The following is a 24188-nucleotide window of genomic DNA, read 5'->3' as shown; positions in this document are numbered from 1 at the left end:
CGTCACCCAGCGAAGTCAAAAAAATACCGAGGATGTAATCTTAATGGATTTGTCGCGGTATTTTTTTAGATGTTCACTTGTTTGGGGGCTCAAATAGCGTTGGATGGTTTTTAAGCGTTTCCATGGCCTGCAATAAGGTCGGCGCGGGCTGTAAAAACAGCGCTCCATCCAAGCTAATCAAGCGGGTTTGTTTGGGCAGTTGCATCAACCGACAGGCTTCGGTCACATTGCGTTCAAACAACAAAACGAAATCGGGCAGGGTGCTGCCGATCAGTTTTTCGAGAGGGTTTGCTTGCGGTGTTATTGGCAAGTGGGTGATGCGCTGGGGGTTGCCGACCACGGTAAAACCCATCTGAATAAACAAATCGCTTAGATAAGCGTCTTGACCGAACGCATAGGGCAGACCGGAACAGGAAGAGATCAGCAGGACTTTGGGCTTGGCGGTATTTACCGCTTTGATTAGTGCGGCTTTGGCGCGCCAAGTGGCGGCGAAAGCGTGCGCGCGCTCTAAAGCGGCCGGCTGTCGGCTATGTTGTGCAATTTCAAGTAAGTTGTTTTCAATTTGCCGCATCGAGGCAAAGCTGTGGAGGCGCAAAGCGAATTGACTCTTGGCCTGAATGGCACGGAATATGTCGAGGTCTGTCCAATCGGAGGTGATCCAGAGGTCGGGTTGCAGCGCGAGGATGGCCTCACTATCCGGGTCGAGCAGTCCGCCGGTTGTCGGTAAACCGAGGGATTGATCATAGCGGCTGGTGCCGACCAGACAAGTTTTTAACCCTAAGTAATCAAGTTGATGGGTGATATAGGGTGACTGGCTAATGATTCTTGGGCAATCGGCTTGCGCCGCGTTGTTGAGGCTAAAAGCCAGGAGTAGAACGGCTAAGCTTCTCATCGGTTTGATGCCTGTAAAATGGCTAAGATTTTGTCGATTTGCAGATGCGCTTCAAAACAATCGGCGAGTCGGTTGAGTTGTTGTTCGCGTTGCTGATTGACGTCAAAAGGGTCGGCATTGGCTAACCCCGCCCAGCACATCAGGGCTTGTAAGGCGTGCGGGGTATCAAACAGACCGTGCAAGTAAGTCACCAGAATTTGCTGGTCGGCGCTGATCAGACCGTCAAAACTGCCGTCGTTGAATGCAATCGCCGGACTGAGGTGCGCAAAGTCGCTAAAATTACTTTGCCCTTGATGAATTTCATACCCGCAAGCCGGCACTTTGTCGGCAAAATTGAGCATCCCCTGCTTACGGCAAAGGCGTTTGTGCGGCTTAAATTCGGTCTGATAAGGCATGAATCCTAACCCCCGAGCTTCTCGGCAATCCGATTCCAAACCTTGCGGATCAAGCAATGTTTGTCCGAGCATTTGTAAACCGCCGCAAATGCCGATTAATTTACCGCCGTAGCGTAAATGCTTGGCGAGATAATCTTCCCAGCCTTGGGCGCGCAGCCAGTCTAAATCGAACAGCACACTTTTCGAGCCGGGCAGAATCACCAAATCCGCCGGCGGAATCTTCTCGCCATGTCTTACCCATTGAAAGTCTACTTGCGGATGCTGGATCAATGGGTCTAAATCGGTGTGGTTGGAAATATGCGGCAACAGCGGCGCGATGACCTTGAGTTGCGTGGTTGCTTTGCTCGCTTGTGCGCAACTAACCGCGTCTTCCGCATCCAGATGCAAGCCATGCAAATAGGGCAGCACGCCCAATACGGGTTTGCCGGTTTTCGCCTCCAGCCAATTAAGGCCATCTTGCAGCAGTGCGAGGTCGCCACGAAAACGGTTGATGATAAAGCCTTCAATTCGATTCCTTTCAGATTCGCTCAGGCACTCCAGTGTGCCGACGATATGCGCGAAGACGCCGCCTTTGTCGATATCGGCGACTAAAATCACCGGGCAATCGACCGCTTCGGCAAAGCCCATATTGGCAATATCGCCTTGGCGTAAATTGACTTCGGCCGGAGAGCCTGCGCCCTCGACCAGAATATGCGCATATTGCTGCGAGAGAATCTGAAAGGAATCGAAAACCGCTTGCGCGGCTTTCGGTTTATAAGCATGGTAGTCCATGGCATTGAGATTGCCGATGGACTGGCCTTGTAAAATGACTTGTGCGCCGGTATCCGAGTTGGGTTTGAGCAACACCGGATTCATATGCACCGACAGCGGCACCTTGGCGGCCATTGCCTGCAAGGCTTGGGCGCGACCGATTTCGCCGCCGTCTTCGGTCACCGCCGAATTGAGCGCCATGTTTTGTGGTTTAAAGGGCGCAATGACGATGCTTTTACGCTGTAAAACCCGACACAAACCGGCGACGACGGTGCTTTTTCCGGCATCGGATGTGCAACCTTGAATCATTAAACAATTGCTCATAAACGTACTCTTAAAAACGCAAATTGATGCCGAAATAGCCGCTGCGTTCCGCTGCGGCATAGCCGTTAACCACTTGGTAATACTGATTAAAGACATTGTCGATTTTCAGATAAAGCTGCAGCTGCGGCGTCGCTTGGTAATTGATGACGGAATTGGCCACCGTATAGTAGTCAGTGGCATTGCCCTCCGAGCGTGCGCCGATGTATTGCGCGTTCAGATTGAGGTCCCAACGGCTGTTGATAAACCAGTTCAGATCGACGCCGACTTGATCGCGCGGGCGGCGTGCCAAGGGATTACCGTTCGGGTCTTGGGTGTCTAAGTGGGTATAGTCCAGACGCAAGGCGAAATCGGTAAAGTTTTGCTGATAGCCCATTTCAAAGCCGCGAATTTTGGTGGAGCCGATCAGGTTCTGGTACTGTCCGTCTTGCCAGTTAATCAAATCCGTGACCGATTTGTTGAACACGCTGAAGTTGAACTGATTGAACTGGTAGCTTAGGCTGGCTTCGCGTGATTTTTCCGGTGTGAGATCGGGATTGGCCGTGCCCCAAGGGTTGAGTATTTGAATCAAGGAGGGCGCGTTAAATGCCGTACCGATGTTGGCGCTGACACTTTGATTGGCGGCGACTTGGTATTTCGCCCCGATTTTGCCGGTAAACTGCGCACCGAAATTACTGTATTCATCCCAGCGAATCGCTTCGTTAAATTGCCAGCCGGCCAATTGATGGCCGAAAGTGGCAAAGGCCGCTTTGGCATGGTTGTCGGCGTTTTTAAAGGTGCCGAATTTTTCACTGTCAGCTTGGTTACGACTGTAGCTGGCGCCAAAGGTCAGCGCGTCGATGTGCTGTTTTAGATGTAAGGCTTGGGTCTGCCCCTTAACAATGTCCGGGCTTGAACCGTCCAATTGTTCGGTACGAAAATCGGATTGCTCGGCACGGACTTCGGTTTGGCGGTTCTGCCAAACGGCGCTGCTTAATAGGGTTTTACTGCGATAACGCTGTTCGCTGTCCGGTGCTTGATAGCCGTCGTATTCGCCTAGGCTGTGGGTGCGGTTGTGGCTAAAACTCAGGTGTTGTGTCGGGTCGATTTGCATATCTAAACGGGCGTGCAGATTGCTTTGCGCCAAACCGTCCTCTTCAAATTGATCAATCTCTGCATAGGCCGGCGCTTGGGCGCTCAATCCATCGACCAGCAAACGCTCCGCGCCGAAGGCGAAACGATGTTGCTGTTGACGACCAAAATGGGTTTGGCTATTGAAAGCGGCTTTTTGTGTGCCGTAGCTTCCGGCTTCCAGATTTAAATCGGTACCGTCACTTTTTTTGCTGATGAGATGAATCACCCCAGCGGCCGCATCTGCGCCCCAGACACCGGATTGCGCGCCCTTAATGATTTCGATACGTTCGATGTTGTTTAAAGAGACGCTGGCCAGATTCGCTCCGTTGGTGCTCGAGGGGTCGTTTAAACGAACGCCGTCCAGCAGAATCAAAACTCGGCTGTTATTCGAGCCGCGTAGAAAAACGTTGGTCGTCGTGCCCGGGCCGCCGTTGCGGGTAAAGCTGATGCCCGGAACCTCGCGGAGTGCGTCCAATAATGTGGGGTAGTGTTTTGACTGCAGGGTTTGGGCGTCAATGATGTAGGTATCCGCGCTTACTTGCGCCAGTGTTTGCGTTTGCTGGTTGGCCGTAATAATGACGGAACTCAGTTCGCTGTCGGTGGCGTTGGCGCTGGGTAAAAAACTCAGTGCGCTGATACCGAGTATTAAGGGGGTGTGTTGCATGTTATTCCTTCTATATAGATTTTGTTATCTACAAGAAGACAAAGGGTCGTTCGCTTAAAACGGGAAGTGACCGGCGGCTAGAAAGCGCGGCGGTTTACCGAAAAAAATTCACGCCCAATTGCCCTCCGCAATCGGTGGTTGAACAGTTCGACTGTTCGCTTTTTCAGGCCGGTATCCGGGCTTAAGAGCAATTTGGGATGGCCTTCTCGGAAAATTCCAATGGCATATGCATCCGTCTTCTCTATCACCGTTGCGGGGGCAGCGTCTGCTTTTCACAGCACTTCCCGTTTAACCGGCGGTTCATCAAACCGCCGGCACCTAAAAAAGAAGTCAAGATTGTAGACAGCAAAGCGCCTGATTGCAAATGATTCATGCTGGCAAATGCGCGCTGAAATCTTGTAAAGTAGTCGTTTTGGATTTGTGGAGGGAGAGAAATGCATCGTCGCGCCAGTCTGTTTTTGATGCTCGCTTGGGCATTTGGTTTACTCGGTTTGTTGCTCGGGATCGTGGTCGAGCCGCTGTGGTTTGCACGCTTTGGCAGTGTGGTGGTGTTGTTTGCGGTAATGAGTGAATATATGCTTCTGCATTCGGAATTGAATGTGCTGTATAACCGTTTAGAAACGGTGACGGCAGAGGATGATATGCCCGATTTAACACCGTCCAAATGGCATCGTAAAAAAGTTTGGATGGCACATTTAACCGTGGTTGTTGGGACGTTGATTTGGGGCTTTGGCGATTTGCTGCTCTAGGCAAAACAACGGCTTTAGAGTCTAAATTTTATAGCAAAGTTATAAATCGACATATAAGGATTTAATGTATAATCGGGCGTTATTTTTCTTCACAACAGTCAATCGAAACAGGTGGTTTGAATCAATGAGTAAGCATGTGACCAACGAAACCGTTGAACGTCCGGTAAATTTTATTCGTAACATCATTAATGACGATTTAGCGACTCAAAAACACCAACAGATTAAAACCCGATTTCCGCCCGAGCCCAACGGCTATCTTCACATCGGTCATGCCAAGTCTATCTGTTTGAATTTCGGCTTGGCGCAAGATTATCACGGCACCTGCAACCTGCGTTTTGACGACACCAATCCAGCGAAAGAGGACATGGAGTATGTTGAATCCATCAAACGCGATGTGGCATGGTTAGGTTTTCAGTGGGACGGTGAAATTCGCTATTCCTCCGGCTATTTTGAAACCTTCTATGAGTGTGCGGTCGAGTTGATTAACAAAGGTTTGGCCTATGTCTGTTTTCTTAATGCCGACGAAACTCGTGAGTATCGCGGCAGCTTAAAAGAGCCGGGCAAAGACAGTCCTTACCGCGACACCGCGCCGGCAGAGAATTTGGCCTTATTCGAGAAGATGCGCGCTGGCGGTTTTCAAGAAGGCGAATGTGTGTTGCGTGCCAAAATTGATATGGCATCGTCGTTCATGTGTATGCGCGATCCGACTTTATACCGTGTTCGTTTCGAGCATCATCACCAAACCGGCGATGCGTGGTGTATCTACCCGATGTACGATTTCGCGCACTGTATTTCCGATGCGATTGAGGGGATTACCCATTCGCTGTGTACCTTGGAGTTTCAAGACAACCGCCGTTTGTACGATTGGGTGTTAGAGCATTTAGCGCGTTTTAATCGCCCGGATCGTCCGCATCAATATGAGTTTTCGCGTTTGAGTTTGGAATATACGGTAATGTCCAAGCGCAAACTGCACCAGCTGGTGGCCGATCAATTAGTCGAAGGTTGGGATGACCCGCGTATGCCGACTATTTCCGGTATGCGTCGTCGCGGTTACACACCGGCATCGCTGCGCGATTTTGCCGAGCGAATCGGCATCTCAAAAGTCGATTCGATGACCGAAATGGGGATTTTAGAAGCGGCGATTCGTGATGATTTGAACACGGTCGCGCCACGGACGATGGCGGTCATTGACTCGATTAAGGTGGTGATCGAAAACTATCCTGAAGGTCAAATCGAGTCGATTCAAGCGCCGGTGCATCCGCAAAACGAAGCGATGGGCAAACGCGAGATTTTCTTTAGTCGCGAGTTGTATATTGATCGCGCCGATTTTGAAGAAGTCGCACCCAATGGCAAATTTCAGCGTTTGGCGCTAGATAAAGAAGTGCGTCTGCGTAACGCCTACATCATTAAAGCGGTGCGCGCCGACAAAGATGCCGAGGGGAATTTTACGACCCTTTATTGCACTTATGACCCGGAAACGCTGGGAAAAAATCCGGCGGACGGACGAAAAGTGAAAGGCGTGATCCATTTTGTCGAAGCGAGCAAAGCCTTGCCGGCGGAATTCCGTTTGTACGATCGCCTTTTCACTGTGCCGAACCCCGGCAAGGCGGATGATTTTGAAGCGGTGCTTAACGCAGACTCTTTGATTGTGAAAAACGGCTTTGTCGAACCCTCGATGATTGATGCGCCTGTTGAGCAGGCCTATCAATGTGAACGCGAAGGCTACTTCTGCCGCGACAACAAAACCACGGATCGTTTGGTGTTCAACCGCACGGTCGGATTGCGCGACGTTTGGGCGCAAAAATAAGCCGATAAAGTCGCAGTTTTTGATCGCATGAAAGCGAAATCCATTTTGGAATGGATTTCGCTTTTTTATTTTTAGGCACTCTGAACTGGTCTAATAGCAGTGGACACTTTTATAAGAGACAATAGATGTTGTCGAACTAGGAGTGATCATGAGTCAAAAGAGAACTTATAAAACTTACACCGATGAGTTTAAAAAAGAAGCCGTCGCGTTGGTAACGGATCAAGGTTACAGTGTGGCAGAGGCGGCTGAATCCTTAGGTGTCAGAACGAATTTGATTTACAAGTGGAAAGAGAAGTTTGAAGCCCAAGCCAATGGGTCAGCACTGAGTCAGGATGAACGCGCTGAGTTGAAACAGTTGCGCGCTGAAAACAAGCGCTTAAAACTCGAAAAAGAGATCTTAAAAAAAGCTTCAGCCCTTCTGGCGCAAGACATCCGATAACGTTTTCATTCATGGATGAATTGATTCAGGAGGGCTTGCCAGTTAAGCCTGTGAGCCAAGTGTTGAAACTCAGTCGTTCAGGCTATTACGCATGGAAAAAACGACCTAAAAAGGCAATCAAGACAGAACAACTTGAACTCTATCGTACAGCCAAACAGCTCTTCAAAGAGAGCCGTGACAGTTTGGGCTCTCGTGAACTCGCCAAAGCCCTTCGTAAGGCTGGGTTTCTCGTCAGCCGAGAGAAAGCACGTCGGCTCATGAAAACACTGGGATTAGTCGTCAAACAGCGTCGAGCTTATAAAATAACGACTAAGCGTAACCTGACACATCGAGTGGCGGATAACTTGGTTAAGATGAAGTTCAATCCAAGCGCGATGAATCAAGTTTGGGCAGGCGATATTACCTACTTGAAAACACCTGAAGGTTGGCTGTATTTGAGTGTCGTAATGGACCTGTATTCTCGCCGCATTATCGGTTGGGCCGTGAGTGAACGAATGACGGTCGAACTCGTCATGCAATCCTTACAGCAAGCGTATTGGCTACGAGGGCATCCCAAAGGCGTGATTTTTCACAGTGATCGTGGTTCTCAGTACACTAGCAAACGGTTTGCCACACTACTGGCTAAGCAAAATATGACAGCCTCTATGGGCGATGTCGGAGCCTGTTGGGATAATGCCGTTGTTGAACGATTTTTTGGCAGCTTAAAACATGACTGGCTGTTTAAAGCCTATCATCCAACACGCGAGAGCATGAAAAAAGACGTAGCAGATTACATGCGTTACTACAACTTAAAAAGGCTTCATACTGCGAACGGTGATTTGACGCCGATTGAGTATGAAAATTGTAAAAACCAAGTGTCCAAAAAAGCTTGACCAGAACACTCAGGAGGCGCGATGAAATCAGTATTTATTTTTAAAACGGGGCAGTCGTTTGACGAAACGGTGCAACGCTGTGGCGATTTTGAGGATTGGATTAAACAGGCGCTCACTACCGAGCATAGGTTGCTGACAATTGATGTTTTAAACGGTGAGCCCTTACCGGCGTTGGATGACTGTTTGGCGGTGATCATTACCGGATCGCATGCCATGGTTACGGATAGATTGGATTGGAGTGTGGCGCTTGAGCAATGGTTGCAGGTCGCACGGCAGCGCAATATTGCGGTTTTGGGCATCTGTTACGGGCATCAGTTGCTTGCGCAGGCATTCGGCGGTGAGGTGGATTTTCATCCGCAGGGCATTGAGTTGGGTACGGTGGCGATTCAATTGAACCGCCAAAATGCCGAGCAAGATGCCTTATTTGCGACCATGCCGGATGAGTTTTTTGGACAGGTCACCCATTCGCAAAGCGTGCGACGCTTGCCGCCTGAAGCGGTGAACCTTGCCGGAAACGCGTTTGAAGTCAATCAGGCATTTCGGATAGGGGCGTGCATTTGGGGAGTGCAATTCCATCCTGAATTTAGCGTTCAGGTCATGCCGGATTACATCACTCAACAAACCGCGGCGATAGAGCGAGCCGGTTTAAGCCGTGCCGGCTTATTGGCAAATCTGCGCGCCACACCAGAGGCAACCGCTTTATTAAGGCGTTTTGTTGAGTTTGCCGCGCATCAAACTAGCGAATCGCATTGATGAGCCAAACCCCGTTTTGCTGACTTAATTGCACTGAGTGCGAGTCGGTGTTGAGCGCAATGAGCTGTTGCGCGATTAAAGTGCGCATACGTTCTTCTACGGCGGCGTAATTGCCGTTTTCTAAATTGGCTTTAATTTCCGGGACCAACAGATCAAACGCTTGAATCTGCGGTCGCTGAAGTTGAATTTGCACATTGGCTTGATGGCCGTTTTGTTCAACGCTCAGGATGGATACAGTGCTGAGCGCGAGTTCCAAACGGACAATGTCATCGTTAATCTGCAGCTGTTCTCCCAGTGCAACGCTGTCTGCCGGGCGATGATGCTCACTGAGCCGTTGATAGGCGCTGTGCATATCCAAGGTTTGCAGGGCGCTATAGTAGTTCGTTACGGTGTTTTCAGGGCTGGCGGTTTCTTGATTGGTACAGGCGTTCAATGTCAGTAAGCCAGCACTTAATAGAAAGATGAGCCAATGTGCGCGGCGAAATAGGTTCATGATGTTCGCCCTGCTTAAGGTGTTTGTACTTTTTGAAGCATCGCCTGTGCGTGTCCGTCCGGGTTTACCCCATATTCGACATAGGCTAATTTGCCGTGCGCATCAATAATAAAGGTTGAGCGGACAATGCCCATGTTTTTAACGCCGTTTTTTTCTTTTAATTGCCACACGCCATAGGCTGCGCACATTTCTCCGCCGGTGTCCGCAATTAAGTCGATGCTCAGTTGGAATTTGTCGATAAAAGCGCGATGACTGGCGCAATCGTCTTTGCTGACGCCAATCACCTTGGCGCCGGCGGCGGCAAATTCTGCATTTAGCGTGCTGAAGTCGTTGGCCTCGATGGTGCAGCCGGGAGTATCGTCTTTCGGGTAAAAATACAGCACCAGCGTTTGTCCGGCGAAATCCGTGAGGGTAAGCGGTTGGTCGAGTTGATTGACGCCGGCAAAATATGGGGCGGTTTGATTGACTTGTAGCATGATGGATTCCTTTTAAACGTGAGGGGGATAAGAGGCCTTTTACGATTTACGTAGGCGGCGTGTAAGGCTGTTTTAACCGCGCTTAATCCACTCAATCTCTTTGAGTGGGATGCGTGAAATTTCCGCTTGGCCGGCTTTATGAAACTTGAGATTGTCCTCAATCGGGTTTAACACATAACGTTGTTTGCCGATTTTGGTTTTTCCCAGCGCCATATTGAGCAGGTAGCTTTTGAGTAAAGCAGAGACTTTTTGTCGACGCCATTTTAGCGTGATAAAGCTCTCGCGTTCGAGCGGTTCGGGGTCGATGATGTGCGAACCGATATAGAGTTTGCGCGCATCGCCTTGCAAGATTTTACCGCCGTGCAGGCCGATTAAATCCCAAGAACGCAGTTCGCCTAAGGCTTGCACGGCGAGTTTTAGCTGTTTGCGCTGCATGGCTTTGAACAAGCCGTCGAGAATGATCGAACCCGCTTCTGAACTGGTGCAGCTTTCGATGACGCTGTGTAACATTCGTTCGCTAAAGGAAGCGCCTTTTTGTGATTTGAGATATTTGTCGAGTCGGCTACGCGGGATGACGTTCGGGTCTTGAGCGATCTGCGGCGCAATTTGCAAGCGAGGATTGATAAAGACCACTTTTTGCGAGATAAAACGCGGTTCGATGGCGGCGCCGTAACTGTGCAGATAATCGACTAAAGCCCGCAGTTTGCTGGAGTTATGCGCGGTTAAGTTATCGAAGCGCAGCTGCTGACCGTCGCTTTTATGCTGGATCCAATCGCCGTTGTGGCTGCTCAACAGACCGCTCCAGTTTTTTACCTCAATCACATGCAATTGTTTTTTGGTTAAGACAATTAAGTCGATTTCGCTACGGCAGGCTTTCTCATTATTCGGCACGCGTTTGCCGACAAAACAGTAAGCGCCTTTGTGCTTTAGGTTGGATTCGACAATTTGCGCCAGAAAATCTTCGGCTTGGCGGCCAGCCAGCACTTCGGGATTTTCAAATTGCGGTTTAACGCGAATCAGTTCGCGCCATTGTTTGAGTTTATCTCGGCTAAACAAACGGAATTCCTTACAAGTGAGCAGGTGTCTTGCACTGCAGCCAAACGCTTCATATTCGGCCTTTAGCATAAGAAAACGAGTTTAGCCGCTTTCGTGCCGAGCGCAAAGGGCTTTTGCCGAAAATTTCGCAAGGCAGTTGCGCAATCACAAGGAGGACAAAATCAAATAGGGTAGAGTAGTGTTAAGCAATTCACGCAAGAGAGCATGGCAGATTCGATGACTTTAGTTGGCCTTTTCAGTTTTAGCATAGCGATGTTTATTTTGGCCATTACCCCAGGTCCAGGCATTTTGGTGACGGTGGCGCGTGCTTTGACGAGTGGCGCAGGCAGCAGTGTGCCGGTAATTCTTGGCATTATTTGTGGTGATTTGCTGTTTGTGGTTGCAGTACTTTTCGGTTTAAGCGCACTGGCATCGGAATTTCACTGGCTGTATCAATTTTTTGTGCTGTTTGGAAGTGCTTATATGGTGTTCCTAGGATGGCAGTTATGGCGAATGGCGCCGAGCAATCCGGCGGATTTTGCAAATGAACTGCACGCGCAACCAAGTTGGTTAACCCGTTTTGTAACGGGGCTTTTAACCATTTTTTCTGAACCCAAAGTGGTGTTGTTTTATATTGGGTTTCTGCCGACTTTTGTCTCTTTGTCGCCACTCGCTTGGTTGGACGCGGCGCTGGTGGTCACGATTGTCGGCGGCGTGACTTTCATCGTGATGTTTGCCTATGCTTTAGTGGCTGAACGGGCGCGTTATTGGTTGCAAAGCGGTCAGCGCCAAGCGCGGTTGAATCGTATTTCCGCTTTGATTATGTGGCTCTGTGTGGTGTATTTGTTGGCTGGATGGCAATCGGTTTAGAAAAAACGCCAATAAATCCTGCTGAATATCACAACAGTAGCAAGTCGGTCTGTTGGGTAACATCAGAAAAAAGATTGTTAATGAGTCTGTGTATTCCTACGATAAGTGAAGAATCCTCAATTTTAAGAATCATTTGAAGGGGGAACCTGAACGGAGTCGTCTTGGGCTTGCAAAATTTGCGCTCTGGCGAGGTGGTCGACCAACTCGTTTTGCGGATGTTTGGCGTGGGCTTTAATCCAAAAGATATCGACTGACTGAGCGGCAACCAGTTGATAAAGTTGTTGCCAGTGAGTCGCGTAGGCGACTGGATTGCCATTGCGACTTTTCCAGTGTTGCGTTTGCCAGTTTGCGTATTTGCTAAAGAGTCCTTCAAGCAGAATTTGCGCGTCGGTATAGAGTGCAATCGTGTGTTTTGGGTAATGGCGTTGCAGCCAAGTTAGGGCTTGAATGGCGGCGACCAACTCCATTTCCAAACTGGAATGCGATGTTTGTATGCCTTTAAGCGTCTTAACTAAGCGCTCGTTTTGGTAAATCGCCACTCCCCAGCCGCCAAGGTGGTACTGTTTAAAATAAGCACCATCGCTAAAAACCTGAATAGCGCCGCAAGGGTTTCGGCACTCAGTTTGCGTATGAAGGCGATAGGGGGTATGTTGTCGAAAGTCCAAATGCCGCTCTTAAGGTGTCGATTTAATGTTTGAGCAGCAAGTTTTGTAAGCAAATTAAGTACGCGATCTCATCGGGCTCGGCTTGATTTTTTTGCGCCTGCCACATCATTTCGCCTAGGCAGTTCATCATCAGGTGTTCGGTTTGCATGACGTCACCGAGCTTCTCGCCTAATTGCTGATAAATTTGCTTGATGCCGTTAGGGCGGTCCATAGCGACTTGTTCCTGTAAACCGAGATGCATTCCCATATGCAAAAACGGATTGGTTTCTCCGTCTTCAGGTTTGTACTCATTGCCAAGTTTTTCGTTTTCCAACAGTTGATGGTATTCAGGATGCATTTCAATCACCCGCGCCACCCACTGTTCCATCGGTTCCATCGGCATGCCCATTCGCGCTTTTTTCCAAGTATCCACATAAAATTGGCGCAATTTGTCTCTTTCAGATGTATATAACATGGTTCTCTTTATACTTTAGAGTGATGGATTATTCGGTTTTTTCTTTGTATTCGCATAGATCGTAAATACAGCAGGCGCCGCAAGCTGGTTTGCGTGCTTTGCACACATAGCGGCCATGCAGAATCAACAGATGGTGAGCCGGAATCAAATAGTCTTTTGGGACGTTTTTGAGAAGTGCTTTTTCAACTTCCAGCACATTTTTTCCAGGCGCCAGCTTGGTGCGATTGGCAATCCGAAAAATATGCGTGTCGACCGCCATCGTTGGGTGTCCGAACGCGGTATTTAATACCACATTGGCCGTTTTACGTCCAACGCCGGGCAAGGCCTCTAGGGCGCTACGACTTTCGGGTACTTCGCCAGCATGCAGTTCAACCAGCATTTTGCAGGTTTTAATTATATTTTCCGCTTTAGCATTAAATAGACCGATGGTCTTAATATAATTTTTTAAACCGTCGACTCCGAGCGCATAGATTGCTTGTGGAGTATTAGCGACCGCAAACAGTTTGCGAGTGGCAATATTCACCCCCTTGTCGGTCGCCTGCGCTGAAAGAATGACTGCAATCAACAGTTCAAAAGTGCTGTTGTATTCAAGTTCGGTTTCAGGGGATGGAATGGCTGCGCTTAAGCGTTGAAAAATTTCGAGTCGTTTCTGTTTGTTCATCTAGCAACTTCTGCAAGGCGATGGTGCGCCTTTGTAATTGGTTTTAACTTGCTTGGAATCATAGCGGATTTGCGCCAAGACGCCAAGTTTATCACGGCTTCTTGTGGGGCAATGCGAGGCATGGTAGGGTTTTTGCTAAACTACTTTAAAGAGACACTTTAAGGGGACACAGAACAAGTCCTCATTAAATCATTTCTGTGCCTGAAGCCATGTGGACTGTCTCTCTCTAATACCATGGTGGCTTGAAAATATAAGGAGCGCTTATGCCCATCAACTCTTTGACTGAATATCCTGACATTCAATTGGATTTTCGTGCCGCGCCAAAAACCGAGGCACCAGTCTATCTAGCTCAGGGCGTTACTCCGTTGGCACAAGCGCACCAAGGGGCTTTTATTCGTAACGCGCAGAATCAGTTGTTGTATGTCTCGGATCAGCACGCTTATTTGTCGAGTGATGAGGGAGAAACTTGGCAAGCATTTTCTTTGTTTACCCAGGCGCAGAAACTGGCGGTGACCAATTCGCACAGTTTGCTTTGCACGCACAGCGGCGTGGTGCTGCTGTCATTTGTGAATACTGGCGATTACCATTTTAACTGGCGTAAAAAAACCAATAAACCTACCAAAAGTTGTCGTTTATTTCATTATGTACTACGCAGTTTGGATGGCGGAAAAACCTGGCAAGAACCGATCTTAATACAAACCGGTTATGCGGCGGTGGCCAGCACGTTGATTCAGCTTAAAAGCGGTACGATTGTGTTATCGGCACAAAACTTGGATTATCTTGCCGCACGTCACTACAGCTTGAGTTTTCGTTCGCTGGATGAGGGCGTGAATTGGCAAGCCAGTAATAAGCTGGATATAGGCGGGCGCGGTCATCACGGTGGCTGTTATGAGGGCGCTCTAATTGAATTACGCGATTGCGTATGGTTTTGTATCCGTACGAACCTGGATTATTTTTGGCACGCGTATTCATATGATGATGGCCAAACTTGGACTAAGTTGGCGCCCGGAATCGCGGCAAGTAGCTCCCCCGCGATGCTTACTCGTCTTCAAAGTGGGCGGATTATGCTGCTGTATAACACCGTTTATCCGCAGGGAAAAACTGAGTTTGCGCGCCGTGGCGGACAATTTTCCGAAGTAGCGGCGTCTTGGCAGCGTGAAGAATTAGCCGCCAGTTTTTCAGAGGATGATGGATTGAGCTGGAGTGCTCCGGTGGTATTGGCGCAATGTAAAGGCGCTTGGCTCGCCTATCCATATGCTTTTGAAGTGAGTGCCGGAAAAATATGGGTAACCACTTTGCAATCCAAGTTGCGTATTTTGGTGGATGAGCAAGTGATTCTTAAATCGCTTTTGCAAACTGATTAAAAATGGTCGCAGTTACTTAAGCGCGATTTTAATCCCCAGTTGATTTTGCAATTTAGTCGCCTTTTTTTGATCATAATAATTTTTGGCAGCAATCAATAAGCCTAAACCGATAAAGGCGCCGGGTGGAAGAATTGCCAATAATACCCCTTGGTAGTTATCACCAAAATGCAGTGTCCAATCTCGGGCACCTTCGCCAAACATTAAGTGTGCTTGGTCAAACAGCGTGCCTTGGCCAATCAGTTCGCGCAGTGCGCCTAAGATCACTAAGACAATTAAAAAACCTAAGCCCATAAAAAAACCATCCAACAAGGCCTTATCAACCGAATTTTTCGAGGCATAGGCTTCGGCGCGTCCAAGAATCGCGCAGTTGGTGACAATCAGTGGAATGAAAATCCCAAGAATGCCATGCAATGTGTGGAAATACGCGTTCATTAACAGGTCTATCGCAGTGACGGCGGTAGCGATGATTGCGATATAGACCGGAATACGAATTTCCGACGAGACGTGATTTCGAATCAGAGAAACCAATACATTGGAAATCATTAAGACCGCTAAAGTAGCCAAACCAAGGCCGAGACCGTTAATGGTATTGTTGGATACCGCCAATAATGGACAGAGGCCAAGCAAAGCAACTAAGGCTTGGTTGTTTTGCCAAAGCCCATTGTGAAAGATTTTTTTATAGTCGCTCAGTTTAGTTTGCCAAGCGCTTGGCGTAAGCGTTTCGGCGCTGTTTTCAGGCGATGTTTCACTGTGATTCTTCATACAGACGCTCTCCCATTTGATTGACGACTTGCAGCGCTTTTTGCACAGCGCCTACCACCGCACGCGGAGTGATGGTTGCCCCAGTAAACTGGTCAAATTCTCCGCCATCTTTTTTAACCGCCCAAATCGATAGGTTGCTGGCATCTAAGGTGCGGCCATTAAAAGACAAAATCCACGGATTTTTATTAAGTTCAATCTTGTCGCCCAAACCAGGGGTTTCGGCGTGTTTTAAAACGCGTACTCCGGAGATTTCGCCGTTTGGAAAAACGCCGACTAAAATCACAATATTACCACTGTAGCCATTGGGTGCGATGGTCTGGAAAATCGCTCCGGCGGGTTGGCCTGCATTACGTGCGCGATAGACGGTCACCCACGTTTTGGCACCAAGCAATGCCAGCTGTTCTGGGTCTTTAAGATGCAATTGGTCTTGTAGTGGGTCATTGTCATAACGGCTGGCGGGTAAGACTTGGTTAAAGCCATCCAATAATTTTTGTTTCTCAGCGGCGACGATTTGCGGCGCGGTAAGGCCGCGAACGGTTAAGAGCAGGATAATGCACAGCACCACAAAGCCGCTGAGTTTTCCGGCTGAGGAACTCATCGCCTTGACAAGTTCAGAATTGAACATCGGTTTTTGACTCATTTTGCTGCCTAATGGTCGTGTCCAAAGACACGCGGTTGAGTGTATTGATCAATTAAGGGAACGGCGATATTCATTAGCAAAATGGCAAACGCCAAACCGTCCGGAAAGGCCCCCCAAGTACGAATCACATACACCAAAATACCGATGCCACAAGCGTAAATAAAACGCCCAAGCGGTGTGGTACTGGCCGTGACCGGATCGGTGATGATGAAAAAAGCCGCTAACATGGTGCCGCCGGATAGTAAGACAAAATCGGCAGGTGGATACATTTGCGGATTAATTTGATGCATCAGCCAAGCGAACAAAAACAGTGACCCCAAAAAACCGACTGGAAATTGCCAGCGAATGGTGCGCTTCCAAAGTAGATACAGGCCACCGATTAAAAAAGCGATATTGAGCCATGCCCAACTATTAAGTCCAAACCAGAAGTTGGTGCTGCTGGTATGTCCTGCAACGGGGGCTAAGGTATCTGCAACGCTAATGCCTTGCGCAATGCCGATACGCATTTCATTTAGAGGTGTTGCGCCAGTTAAGGCATCGAAAGTGGTGCTGGCGATGTCAAAGCTGCCGGTGAAAATGATTTGCAACGCGTCCATAAAACTGATGAAGTGGCCACTGATTTCTGCTGGCATAATCCAGTTTGTCATCTGCACAGGGAAAGAGATGATTAAAAACGCATAACCGAGCATCGCGGGGTTAAAGGGGTTATAACCGAGACCGCCATAAAGATGCTTACCAAAAATCAGTGCAAACGCCGAACCACTGACGATCACCCACCAAGGCGCAGTTGGCGGAATGCAGAATACCAAACCGGTCACTGTAATCAGTGCACTTAAATCGGTAATAAACGGCAGTACCGGTCGGCCGCGCAGCTTGAGCATCGTGTATTCAACCACCAATAAAGTCGTTACTGCTAATAGCCACTGCACGACGATGCCAAAACCAAATAGATAGATGTGGATAAGCAGTGCCGGCATGGCCGCCAGCTGAACTTGCAACATCACTTTGCGAACAGTTTGGTTATTGTGTGCAAAAGGTGAGGAGGGCGGTATGGTGGTAAAACTCATCTGCTCGAGTCCTTTGAATCCATTGAATCAGACTGTTCGGATTGCACTTTTGCGGCGCGTTTCGCTGCCGCGGCTTTAGCGGCAGCAATCGCTTTTTGGCGTGCATTGTTTGTCTCTGTTGGTTCACCTGTTTGCGGATTAGCAAGCTTTGGCGTATCGGCATCGGTTTTTTTATGTGCTAAGGCCGCTTCACGAGCTTTGGCAATAGCGGCTTTACGTGCTTGTTCTTTCGCTAATGCGGGTGAAATTTGTCCATCATTGCTGCTTAAATCGGTAGTTTGAGTGGCTATTTTATTGGCAGCGTCTTTGGCAGCGGCAATCGCTTTATCGCGTGCATTTGGAGGGGCGACCTGTAGGTCTTCGGTGACAGGTGCCACGGCTCGATTTTGTGCGCGTTTTGCTGCGGCGGCTTGCGCTGCGGCTTGCGCACGTTTTTTAGCCGCGTCGGAGGCAATCACTTTGTCTTTAGCTGTGCCGAGGCTTTGCCCTTTGGTTTTTTTATCGTTATCGGTTTGCCCTTGTTGTTTTGCTGCGGCGGCTTGTGCCGCTTGAATCGCTTTATCGCGCGCGCTCATATTGGATGCGCTTGATTTCGCAGCTGCTCTGGCTTTTGCTGCTGCTTGTGCAGCACCGGATGCGCTTTTAGGTGCCATTGCTGGAGCCTGTTTAACGGCCTCTTTTTTGGCTTTTAAACGCGCTTCACGTTCGGCTTTTTCACGCTCGATGCGCTCTAATCGAAACTCATGTCGTTGTTTGGCCAACTCTTTGGCTTGGGCGTCCGCCTTGATGGCGCGAATTTCCGCTTTTGCGTGCCGGTAATATTGCACTAGCGGAATATGGCTAGGGCAGACATAGCTGCAACAACCACATTCAATGCAGTCTTTAATATTGAGTTTTTCTACTTTCGCGTACTCATGCCCTTGCGCATGCCAATACATCTGTTGCGGCAGCAGATTGATCGGGCAGGCATCCATGCACTCGCCACAGCGAATGCATGGCATCTGCATCTGGCGGGCTTCCGGTGGATTGGCTAAAACACAGTTGGTGGTTTTTAATACTGGTACATGGTTGTCTGGCATTTGCACGCCCATCATCGGGCCACCCATGATCAATGGATAGTTAATCGGGCTTTTTGGTTTGGCCAATGCGGTCAGTTCAGTAAAAGGCGTGCCAATAAGCGCATCGATATTAAAGCCATCCTCAAGCCCTTCGCCGCTTACGGTAACCAGTCGCGAAGTTAAAGGTTCGCCAAAAACCACCGCACGATAAATGGCGCGCAAGGTGGCAACATTCATCATTAAAAGTCCTTGGTCGATAGCATGACCGCCAGATTCGAGTTCTAAACCGGTGATTTCGAGCACCAGTTGTTTTTGGCCGCCCATTGGATAGACAGTGGCGACTTGCTGTATGTGCATTGGCAAAACGTCATTGTCTTCTTTGGCAAGGGCATCGGCTGCGGCTTGCATTAGGGCGATTGCTTTGGGCTTATTGTTTTCTATGCCACAAATGATTTTTTGGCAGCCAAGTGCTTGCGCGGTAATCTGTGCGCCCAGCCAAATGCTTTTGGCCTGGGTTTGCATTAGAAGATCGTCACAACTGATAAACGGTTCGCATTCGGCACCATTGATGACTAGGGTTGTGATTTTGCCTTTTTGTTGCGGCAGTTTGGCATAGGTTGGGAAGCCTGCACCGCCCATACCGATAATGCCGGAATGCAATAATAGGTCTTTGAGTGCTTGCGGTTCTTTCGGCCAATGGCCATCGACTTGTAACACATTGTCGATGGCTTGGTTTTGTCCATCGGGTTGCAAAATCAAGCATAAAGCTTGCATTCCAGAGGCGTGGGGTAAGGTGCGCGGTTCAATCGCGGCAATGATGCCAGATGTCGGTGCGTGAATCGGCACCACTAATTGGCGTTGATTTTTACTGTCTGCTTGTGCCAACAGCTGATTTTTTAACACGCGCTGACCGACTTTGACGATCGGCAATGCGCTTTCGCCAACCGCTTGGGGGAGCGGCAAAATCAACTCTTTGGGCATCAGCGGCGGATAAATGGGGTTGCGGGTGCTAAGTGATTTATTGTATTGCGGAAAGACACCGCCATGAAAACGGTGCAACCAGCGTTTAGCCATCGGGTAAATTGGTGCGATTTTGCTGGCAATGACGGCGCGTAAATTCATTTTGTCAGCTCCGCAAATTGCGCTAACGGCTGTGTTTGAGTTACCGCAGCTTGAGTTGGTTCGGGCCACTGCCAGTTTTTTAGGGTGAGTGCTTTAGGCTTCATTTCGATGCAATCGACTGGACAAGCTGGGGCACATAAATCACAACCGGTGCATTCTGCTTGGATGACCGTATGCATCATTTTGGTCGCGCCAAGAATTGCATCGACTGGACAGGCTTTGATGCAAAGGACACAGCCGATACACAGGTCTTCATCAATCCAGGCCGTCATCGGCGGCTTGGTTTCATCCACACTGGCATCCATCGGTTTTTCTTCGCGGCCGGTAATTTGTGCGATTTTAATCATTACTTCGGTACCACCGGGGACGCACAGATTCACTTCAGACTGACCATTTGCCAGCGCTTCGGCATAAGGTTTACAGCCTGGAAAACCACATTGGCCACACTGGGTTTGCGGCAGTTCTCGATCTAATTGCTCGGCCAGAGGATTGCCTTCTACTTTAAAGCGTACCGCCGCAAAACCGAGCGCCAATCCAAAAGCGAGCGCCAAGCCAAGAAAAATCAGAATCGCTTCAATCTCAAGCAACCAATCAAACCACGACATCTTAAGCGAGGCCTCCGAAGCCCATAAACGCCATTGACATCAATCCGGCGGTTATCAATGCAATCGGTGCACCTTTGAAGGGTCCAGGAACATCGGCGACCTCCAAGCGTTCGCGAATTGAGGCAAACATCACCATTACCAAGGTAAAACCGATGGCTGCGCCCATGCCGAAAAAGGCCGATTCGATAAAGTTGTTTTGTTCGCCGACATTGAGCAGTGCCACGCCGAGTACAGCGCAGTTGGTGGTAATCAACGGTAGATAGATACCAAGCACTTGATAGAGTACCGGAGAGGTTTTATGAATTGCCATTTCGGTAAAGCCGACGACTGCCGCAATCGCCAGAATAAACGCGATGGTTTGTAGAAACTCCAATCCGAACGGTAAAAGCAGGTAGTTATAAATTAAATAACTGAGCACAGAAGAGAGTGTAAGCACAAAGGTGGTTGCTAACCCCATGCCGAGTGCGGCATCGGTTTTTTTGGACACGCCCATGAATGGGCATAAGCCAAGGAACTTCACTAGAACGAAGTTGTTAACCAAGACGGTGCTAATCAGAATCAGAATATAATCTTGCATTTTAGCCGCTGTAAACCTCAATCGCTGTGTTGCTCATGCGAGTGTTTATCGTTGATAAACGTCGCAAAATAAGCCCCTTGACCTTGAAATTTGCGCCAGCAAAAATACCGCTGGCGAGCTTCTCAAGTTGTTATCCGTAGAAAATTTTATTTAACACGCATACCTGGTTGTGCGCCGTCGTCTGGATTTAAGATATATAAATCCGAACCACCAGGGCCGGCAGCCAACACCATCCCTTCGGAAAGACCAAAGCGCATTTTACGCGGTGCTAAGTTGGCGACCATGACGGTAAGCTTGCCAATTAAATCCTCAGGGTTGTAAGCCGCTTTAATGCCGGCAAACACTTGGCGCTGTTCAAAACCAATATCTAGGGTTAGTTTGACCAGTTTGTCTGCTTCTGGCACGGCTTCGGCGTGGATGATTTTAGCGATACGCAAATCGATTTTAGCAAAGTCATCAATGCTGATGGTTTCTGCAAGGGCATCAAAACCGTTGTTGTTGTCTGTGGTCATCTTTTTCTCTTGCGGTGCTTGCTGTTTTTTCGGTTTTTTGTCGTCTTTTTTACCGTCCGGTGCGGTTTTTGCACCAAGCGATTGTGCCGATGCCTCGACCATTTTCTCGATTGCCGGCATTTCCAAACGAGTCATTAAGGCTTCAAATTTATTGATTTCTGTTAATTTATTTTCGTGTTGTCCCATTAAAGGAACTTTAGAATTAATCCATACTTGCGGTTTAATTTTAAGAAATTGCCAAGCTTGTTCTGCTGTTTTTGGGATCACTGGTGATAAATAAATCATGATGCATCTGAACATATTGAGTCCTAAAGATGCAGATTCCCAAAGCTCTTCTTCTTTACCTTCTTCTTTTGCTAGTTGCCAAGGCGCAGTCTCTGCAATGTATTCATTCGCTTTATCTGCCAGAGCCATAATTTCACGCATTGCATGAGCGTATTCACGCTTTTCATAAAGCTTTGCTATTTCATCACCCTTATCAATAAATTCGCCATATAAGTTAAATGCGAAATCAGAATACGATTCTTTCAATTTTCCGTCGAATTTTTTAACAATAAATCCTGCAGTTCGGCTTGCAATATTGACCACTTTACCGACCAAGTCGGAGTTAACGCGTTGTGCAAAATCTTCCAGATTCAAATCAATATCGTCGATACGGCTGGTCAGTTTGGCTGCAAAATAGTAGCGCAAGTATTCTGGATTGAGATGCTCCAGATAGGTCTTAGCCATAATGAATGTGCCGCGAGATTTAGACATTTTTTGACCGTCAACGGTTAAAAAGCCATGCGCGAACACCGCGTCCGGTGTGCGGAAATCCGCACCGCTCAACATTGCCGGCCAGAAAAGCGCATGGAAGTTGATAATGTCTTTACCGATAAAGTGGTATAGCTCGGCTTTAGAGTCTTTCTGCCAATATTCGTCGAAATTTAGACCCGACTTATCACAGTATGCTTTAAAGCTCGACATATAGCCGATCGGTGCATCCAGCCAAACATAGAAGAATTTGTCTTTTTCACCCGGAATTTCAAAACCAAAATAAGGCGCATCGCGCGAAATATCCCATCCGCGCAAACCGCTTTCTAGCCATTCGTCGATTTTATTGGCGATCTGTGTCTGTAATGCACCGCTACGCGTCCACTCTTTTAGCATTTCGGCAAATTGACCCAGTTCAAAAAACAGGTGGTCTGAATCTTTTTCAATCGGCGTTGCGCCAGAAACGGCGGATTTAGGATTAACCAGTTCGGTTGGTGAATAGGTCGCGCCACAGGCTTCACAGTTATCGCCGTACTGATCTTCGGTTCCGCATTTTGGGCAGGTTCCCTTAACGAAACGATCGGGTAGGAACATCTCTTTTTCAGGGTCGTAGCACTGCGAAATTGACTTGCGTGAGATATAACCTTTCTCTTTTAAACGGTTATAAATCAAACTGGCAAATTCGCGGTTCTCTTCCGAATGAGTGCTATGGTAATGATCGAATGCGATATTAAAACCGGCAAAGTCCGCTTGGTGCTCGGCGGAAGATTTTGCAATAAGCTGTTCAGGGGTAATCCCTTCCGCTTCGGCACGCAACATAATCGGTGTGCCATGGGCATCGTCGGCGCACACGTAAGTACAACTATGCCCACGCATTTTTTGAAAACGCGACCAGATGTCAGTTTGAATGTACTCGACCAAGTGCCCTAAATGAATTGGGCCATTGGCATAAGGCAATGCACTGGTAATCAAAATTTTGCGAGGGCTGACAGGTGTTGACATAAAATCCTTTCCGTTCATAGCGTGGATGCCGATGAAATTAAATTAGCAGACTATTATAAAGTCTTTTGTCCGGCCTGTAAGCCGGATTATAAAAAATCAGAAGTACAAATTAGAATGCTGGGAAATCAGGTATTTTGCACCACGATATTGGGAAAAAGATTGGCGTAATTGCGTTTTTTTACGCCGATTTTGGCGCTGATTTGGTGCCCCATGTGACGATATTTATTGGCAATTTCGCTGTTTGGTTCAGCGGTTACTGTTGGAGAGCCTTGATCGGCTTCTTCGCGGATACGTTTGTCTAGCGGGAGAGAACCAAGAAAATCAACATGATATTTTTCTGCCATTGATTTGCCTCCGTTAGCACCAAAGATAGCTTCCTCATGCCCACAATTCGAGCAAATATGAGTGCTCATATTTTCGATAATACCGAGCACCGGAATTTCCACTTTCTGGAACATTTTCAACCCTTTTTGAGCATCCATCAATGCGACCTGTTGCGGCGTGGTGACAATGACGCCGCCGGTGACAGGAATCTGTTGTGCCAGTGTTAGTTGCACATCCCCAGTGCCGGGCGGCAAGTCGATGATTAAATAATCGAGCGCATCCCAATTGGTCTCTTTGAGCAATTGAGTAAGGGTTTGCGTGACAATTGGCCCGCGCCAAATCATCGGCGAGTCATCTTCGATTAAGGCGCCAATCGACATGACTTGCAGTCCATAGGCGTATAACGGCTGCATACTTTTGCCATCTTTGGTCTGTGGTTTGTCTTTGATATTGAGCATGGTTGGGATGCTCGGGCCATAGATGTCGGCATCCAAAATACCAACTTGTGCGCCTTCTTGCTGTAAAGCCAGAGCCAAATTGACCGACGTTGTGGATTTGCCAACGCCGCCTTTGCCCGAAGCAATGGCAATGATGTTTTTGATGTTGGGCATTGGGGTTGTGCCTTTCTGAACATCGTGTGCAACGACATTTGTGCTAAACGCAATGTGCACTTTATCAATCTGCTCTAATTGGCTTAGTTGATGTGCAAGATTTTGTTCAATCGATGGCCATAAGCTGCGGCACGGGAAAGGAAGGCTGATTTCCAAACTGAGTGTGCTGCCTTTTAGGTGCATCGCTTTAAGTGCTTTTAAGCTTAGGATGTCCTGTTCGGTGAGCGGAATCTGTACTTTTTTAATTTGCGTTTCAATTGCGTTTTGTAAGGCTTCGTCCAGAGTGTCGCTGCCACCGAAAAGTTTGCTTAAAAATCCCATTTCATTTCCTTTGATTCGTTGTATCTCGTGCTATGTCGAGGTACCAAAATTTTGTGCGCTA

The 24188-nt window shown here is 48.3% G+C and carries 23 protein-coding genes and 1 riboswitch; of the genes, 6 read left to right on the top strand and 17 right to left on the bottom strand.

Annotation, left to right across the window (positions count from 1 at the left end; translation table 11 throughout):
• Window positions 1-73: 73 nt before the first annotated feature.
• The 3 genes from HRR27_RS07475 to HRR27_RS07465 are packed head-to-tail and all read right to left on the bottom strand — an operon-like array spanning window position 74 to window position 4135.
• Window positions 74-892, bottom strand: coding sequence for an ABC transporter substrate-binding protein (locus HRR27_RS07475; RefSeq protein WP_173272400.1), 819 nt, complete (start codon window positions 890-892; stop codon window positions 74-76).
• Entirely contained in the window at window positions 889-2361 is a 1473-nt protein-coding gene (locus HRR27_RS07470) for a cobyric acid synthase (RefSeq protein ID WP_197905390.1), read from the bottom strand. The genes HRR27_RS07475 and HRR27_RS07470 overlap by 4 nt, the downstream gene beginning before the upstream one ends.
• A 10-nt stretch (window positions 2362-2371) precedes the next feature.
• Complete coding sequence (locus tag HRR27_RS07465; protein WP_173272398.1) at window positions 2372-4135, bottom strand: TonB-dependent receptor plug domain-containing protein; 1764 nt, start codon at window positions 4133-4135, stop codon at window positions 2372-2374.
• Between the two features lie 149 nt (window positions 4136-4284).
• Window positions 4285-4472, bottom strand: a riboswitch (cobalamin riboswitch).
• Between the two features lie 97 nt (window positions 4473-4569).
• Between HRR27_RS07465 and HRR27_RS07460 the strand changes: the two genes are divergently transcribed.
• From HRR27_RS07460 to HRR27_RS07445, 4 genes are all read left to right on the top strand, one after another.
• Window positions 4570-4884, top strand: coding sequence for a hypothetical protein (locus HRR27_RS07460; protein WP_173272395.1), 315 nt, complete (start codon window positions 4570-4572; stop codon window positions 4882-4884).
• A 124-nt stretch (window positions 4885-5008) separates the two neighbouring features.
• Window positions 5009-6691, top strand: coding sequence for a glutamine--tRNA ligase/YqeY domain fusion protein (locus HRR27_RS07455; RefSeq protein WP_173272393.1), 1683 nt, complete (start codon window positions 5009-5011; stop codon window positions 6689-6691).
• Window positions 6692-6839: 148 nt separating this feature from the next.
• A protein-coding gene (locus HRR27_RS07450) for an IS3 family transposase (RefSeq protein WP_173269189.1) occupies window positions 6840-8002 on the top strand; the annotation gives its coding sequence in 2 pieces (ribosomal slippage) (window positions 6840-7116 and window positions 7116-8002; 1164 coding nt in all).
• 21 nt (window positions 8003-8023) lie between these two features.
• Window positions 8024-8755, top strand: coding sequence for a glutamine amidotransferase (locus HRR27_RS07445; RefSeq protein WP_173272391.1), 732 nt, complete (start codon window positions 8024-8026; stop codon window positions 8753-8755).
• Here HRR27_RS07445 and HRR27_RS07440 read toward each other — a convergent pair.
• From HRR27_RS07440 to HRR27_RS07430, 3 genes are all read right to left on the bottom strand, one after another.
• The gene (locus tag HRR27_RS07440; protein ID WP_173272389.1) at window positions 8739-9248 is read right to left on the bottom strand and encodes a hypothetical protein; all 510 of its coding nucleotides are present in this window, start codon (window positions 9246-9248) and stop codon (window positions 8739-8741) included. The two genes, HRR27_RS07445 and HRR27_RS07440, sit on opposite strands and share 17 nt — an antisense overlap.
• Before the next feature lie 14 nt (window positions 9249-9262).
• A complete protein-coding gene (locus tag HRR27_RS07435; protein WP_173272387.1) occupies window positions 9263-9724 on the bottom strand; it encodes a peroxiredoxin in 462 nt (153 codons plus the stop codon).
• Between the two features lie 72 nt (window positions 9725-9796).
• The gene (locus tag HRR27_RS07430) at window positions 9797-10780 is read right to left on the bottom strand and encodes a nuclease-related domain-containing protein (RefSeq protein ID WP_173272385.1); all 984 of its coding nucleotides are present in this window, start codon (window positions 10778-10780) and stop codon (window positions 9797-9799) included.
• Between the two features lie 204 nt (window positions 10781-10984).
• On the opposite strand from HRR27_RS07430, the gene HRR27_RS07425 reads away from it, so the two are divergent.
• Entirely contained in the window at window positions 10985-11629 is a 645-nt protein-coding gene (locus HRR27_RS07425; protein ID WP_173272383.1) for a LysE family translocator, read from the top strand.
• A 122-nt stretch (window positions 11630-11751) separates the two neighbouring features.
• Here the strand turns inward: HRR27_RS07425 and HRR27_RS07420 are convergent, their stop codons facing one another.
• Genes HRR27_RS07420 through nth form a run of 3 tightly spaced genes read right to left on the bottom strand, consistent with a single transcriptional unit; the run spans window position 11752 to window position 13409 of the window.
• Complete coding sequence (locus tag HRR27_RS07420; protein WP_173272381.1) at window positions 11752-12294, bottom strand: RNase H family protein; 543 nt, start codon at window positions 12292-12294, stop codon at window positions 11752-11754.
• 22 nt (window positions 12295-12316) lie between these two features.
• A complete protein-coding gene (locus tag HRR27_RS07415) occupies window positions 12317-12748 on the bottom strand; it encodes a DUF1841 family protein (protein WP_173272379.1) in 432 nt (143 codons plus the stop codon).
• Window positions 12749-12776: 28 nt separating this feature from the next.
• Window positions 12777-13409: an endonuclease III gene (gene nth, locus HRR27_RS07410; protein ID WP_173272378.1), complete on the bottom strand. Its 633-nt coding sequence runs from the start codon at window positions 13407-13409 to the stop codon at window positions 12777-12779.
• 263 nt (window positions 13410-13672) lie between these two features.
• Between nth and HRR27_RS07405 the strand changes: the two genes are divergently transcribed.
• Window positions 13673-14773 (top strand): sialidase family protein, encoded by a 1101-nt coding sequence (locus tag HRR27_RS07405; protein WP_243830807.1) that lies wholly within the window; start codon window positions 13673-13675, stop codon window positions 14771-14773.
• A 12-nt stretch (window positions 14774-14785) separates the two neighbouring features.
• Here HRR27_RS07405 and HRR27_RS07400 read toward each other — a convergent pair whose 3' ends face one another.
• The 8 genes from HRR27_RS07400 to apbC all read right to left on the bottom strand — a co-directional run bounded on the left by HRR27_RS07400 (window position 14786) and on the right by apbC (window position 24127).
• Window positions 14786-15463, bottom strand: coding sequence for an electron transport complex subunit E (locus HRR27_RS07400; RefSeq protein ID WP_425086061.1), 678 nt, complete (start codon window positions 15461-15463; stop codon window positions 14786-14788).
• Between the two features lie 55 nt (window positions 15464-15518).
• On the bottom strand, window positions 15519-16175 hold the full coding sequence (gene rsxG, locus HRR27_RS07395) for an electron transport complex subunit RsxG (protein WP_243830806.1): 657 nt from the start codon (window positions 16173-16175) through the stop codon (window positions 15519-15521).
• An 8-nt stretch (window positions 16176-16183) separates the two neighbouring features.
• Window positions 16184-17242 (bottom strand): RnfABCDGE type electron transport complex subunit D, encoded by a 1059-nt coding sequence (locus HRR27_RS07390; protein WP_173272374.1) that lies wholly within the window; start codon window positions 17240-17242, stop codon window positions 16184-16186.
• Complete coding sequence (rsxC, locus tag HRR27_RS07385; protein ID WP_173272372.1) at window positions 17239-19422, bottom strand: electron transport complex subunit RsxC; 2184 nt, start codon at window positions 19420-19422, stop codon at window positions 17239-17241. The genes HRR27_RS07390 and rsxC overlap by 4 nt, the downstream gene beginning before the upstream one ends.
• Window positions 19419-20027, bottom strand: coding sequence for an electron transport complex subunit RsxB (gene rsxB / locus HRR27_RS07380; protein ID WP_173272370.1), 609 nt, complete (start codon window positions 20025-20027; stop codon window positions 19419-19421). Before rsxB ends, rsxC begins: the two co-directional genes overlap by 4 nt.
• 1 nt (window position 20028) lies before the next feature.
• Window positions 20029-20604 carry an electron transport complex subunit RsxA gene (gene rsxA / locus HRR27_RS07375; protein ID WP_173272367.1) on the bottom strand — a complete coding sequence of 192 codons (576 nt, stop codon included), beginning with the start codon at window positions 20602-20604 and terminating at the stop codon, window positions 20029-20031.
• Between the two features lie 146 nt (window positions 20605-20750).
• On the bottom strand, window positions 20751-22871 hold the full coding sequence (gene metG / locus HRR27_RS07370; protein ID WP_173272365.1) for a methionine--tRNA ligase: 2121 nt from the start codon (window positions 22869-22871) through the stop codon (window positions 20751-20753).
• A gap of 125 nt (window positions 22872-22996) precedes the next feature.
• On the bottom strand, window positions 22997-24127 hold the full coding sequence (gene apbC / locus HRR27_RS07365; protein WP_173272363.1) for an iron-sulfur cluster carrier protein ApbC: 1131 nt from the start codon (window positions 24125-24127) through the stop codon (window positions 22997-22999).
• Window positions 24128-24188: the final 61 nt, after the last annotated feature.

The sequence above is a fragment of the Thiosulfatimonas sediminis genome, assembly GCF_011398355.1.
Lineage (GTDB): Bacteria > Pseudomonadota > Gammaproteobacteria > Thiomicrospirales > Thiomicrospiraceae > Thiomicrorhabdus > Thiomicrorhabdus sediminis_A.
This window is presented reverse-complemented; position numbering and strand designations above follow the sequence as displayed.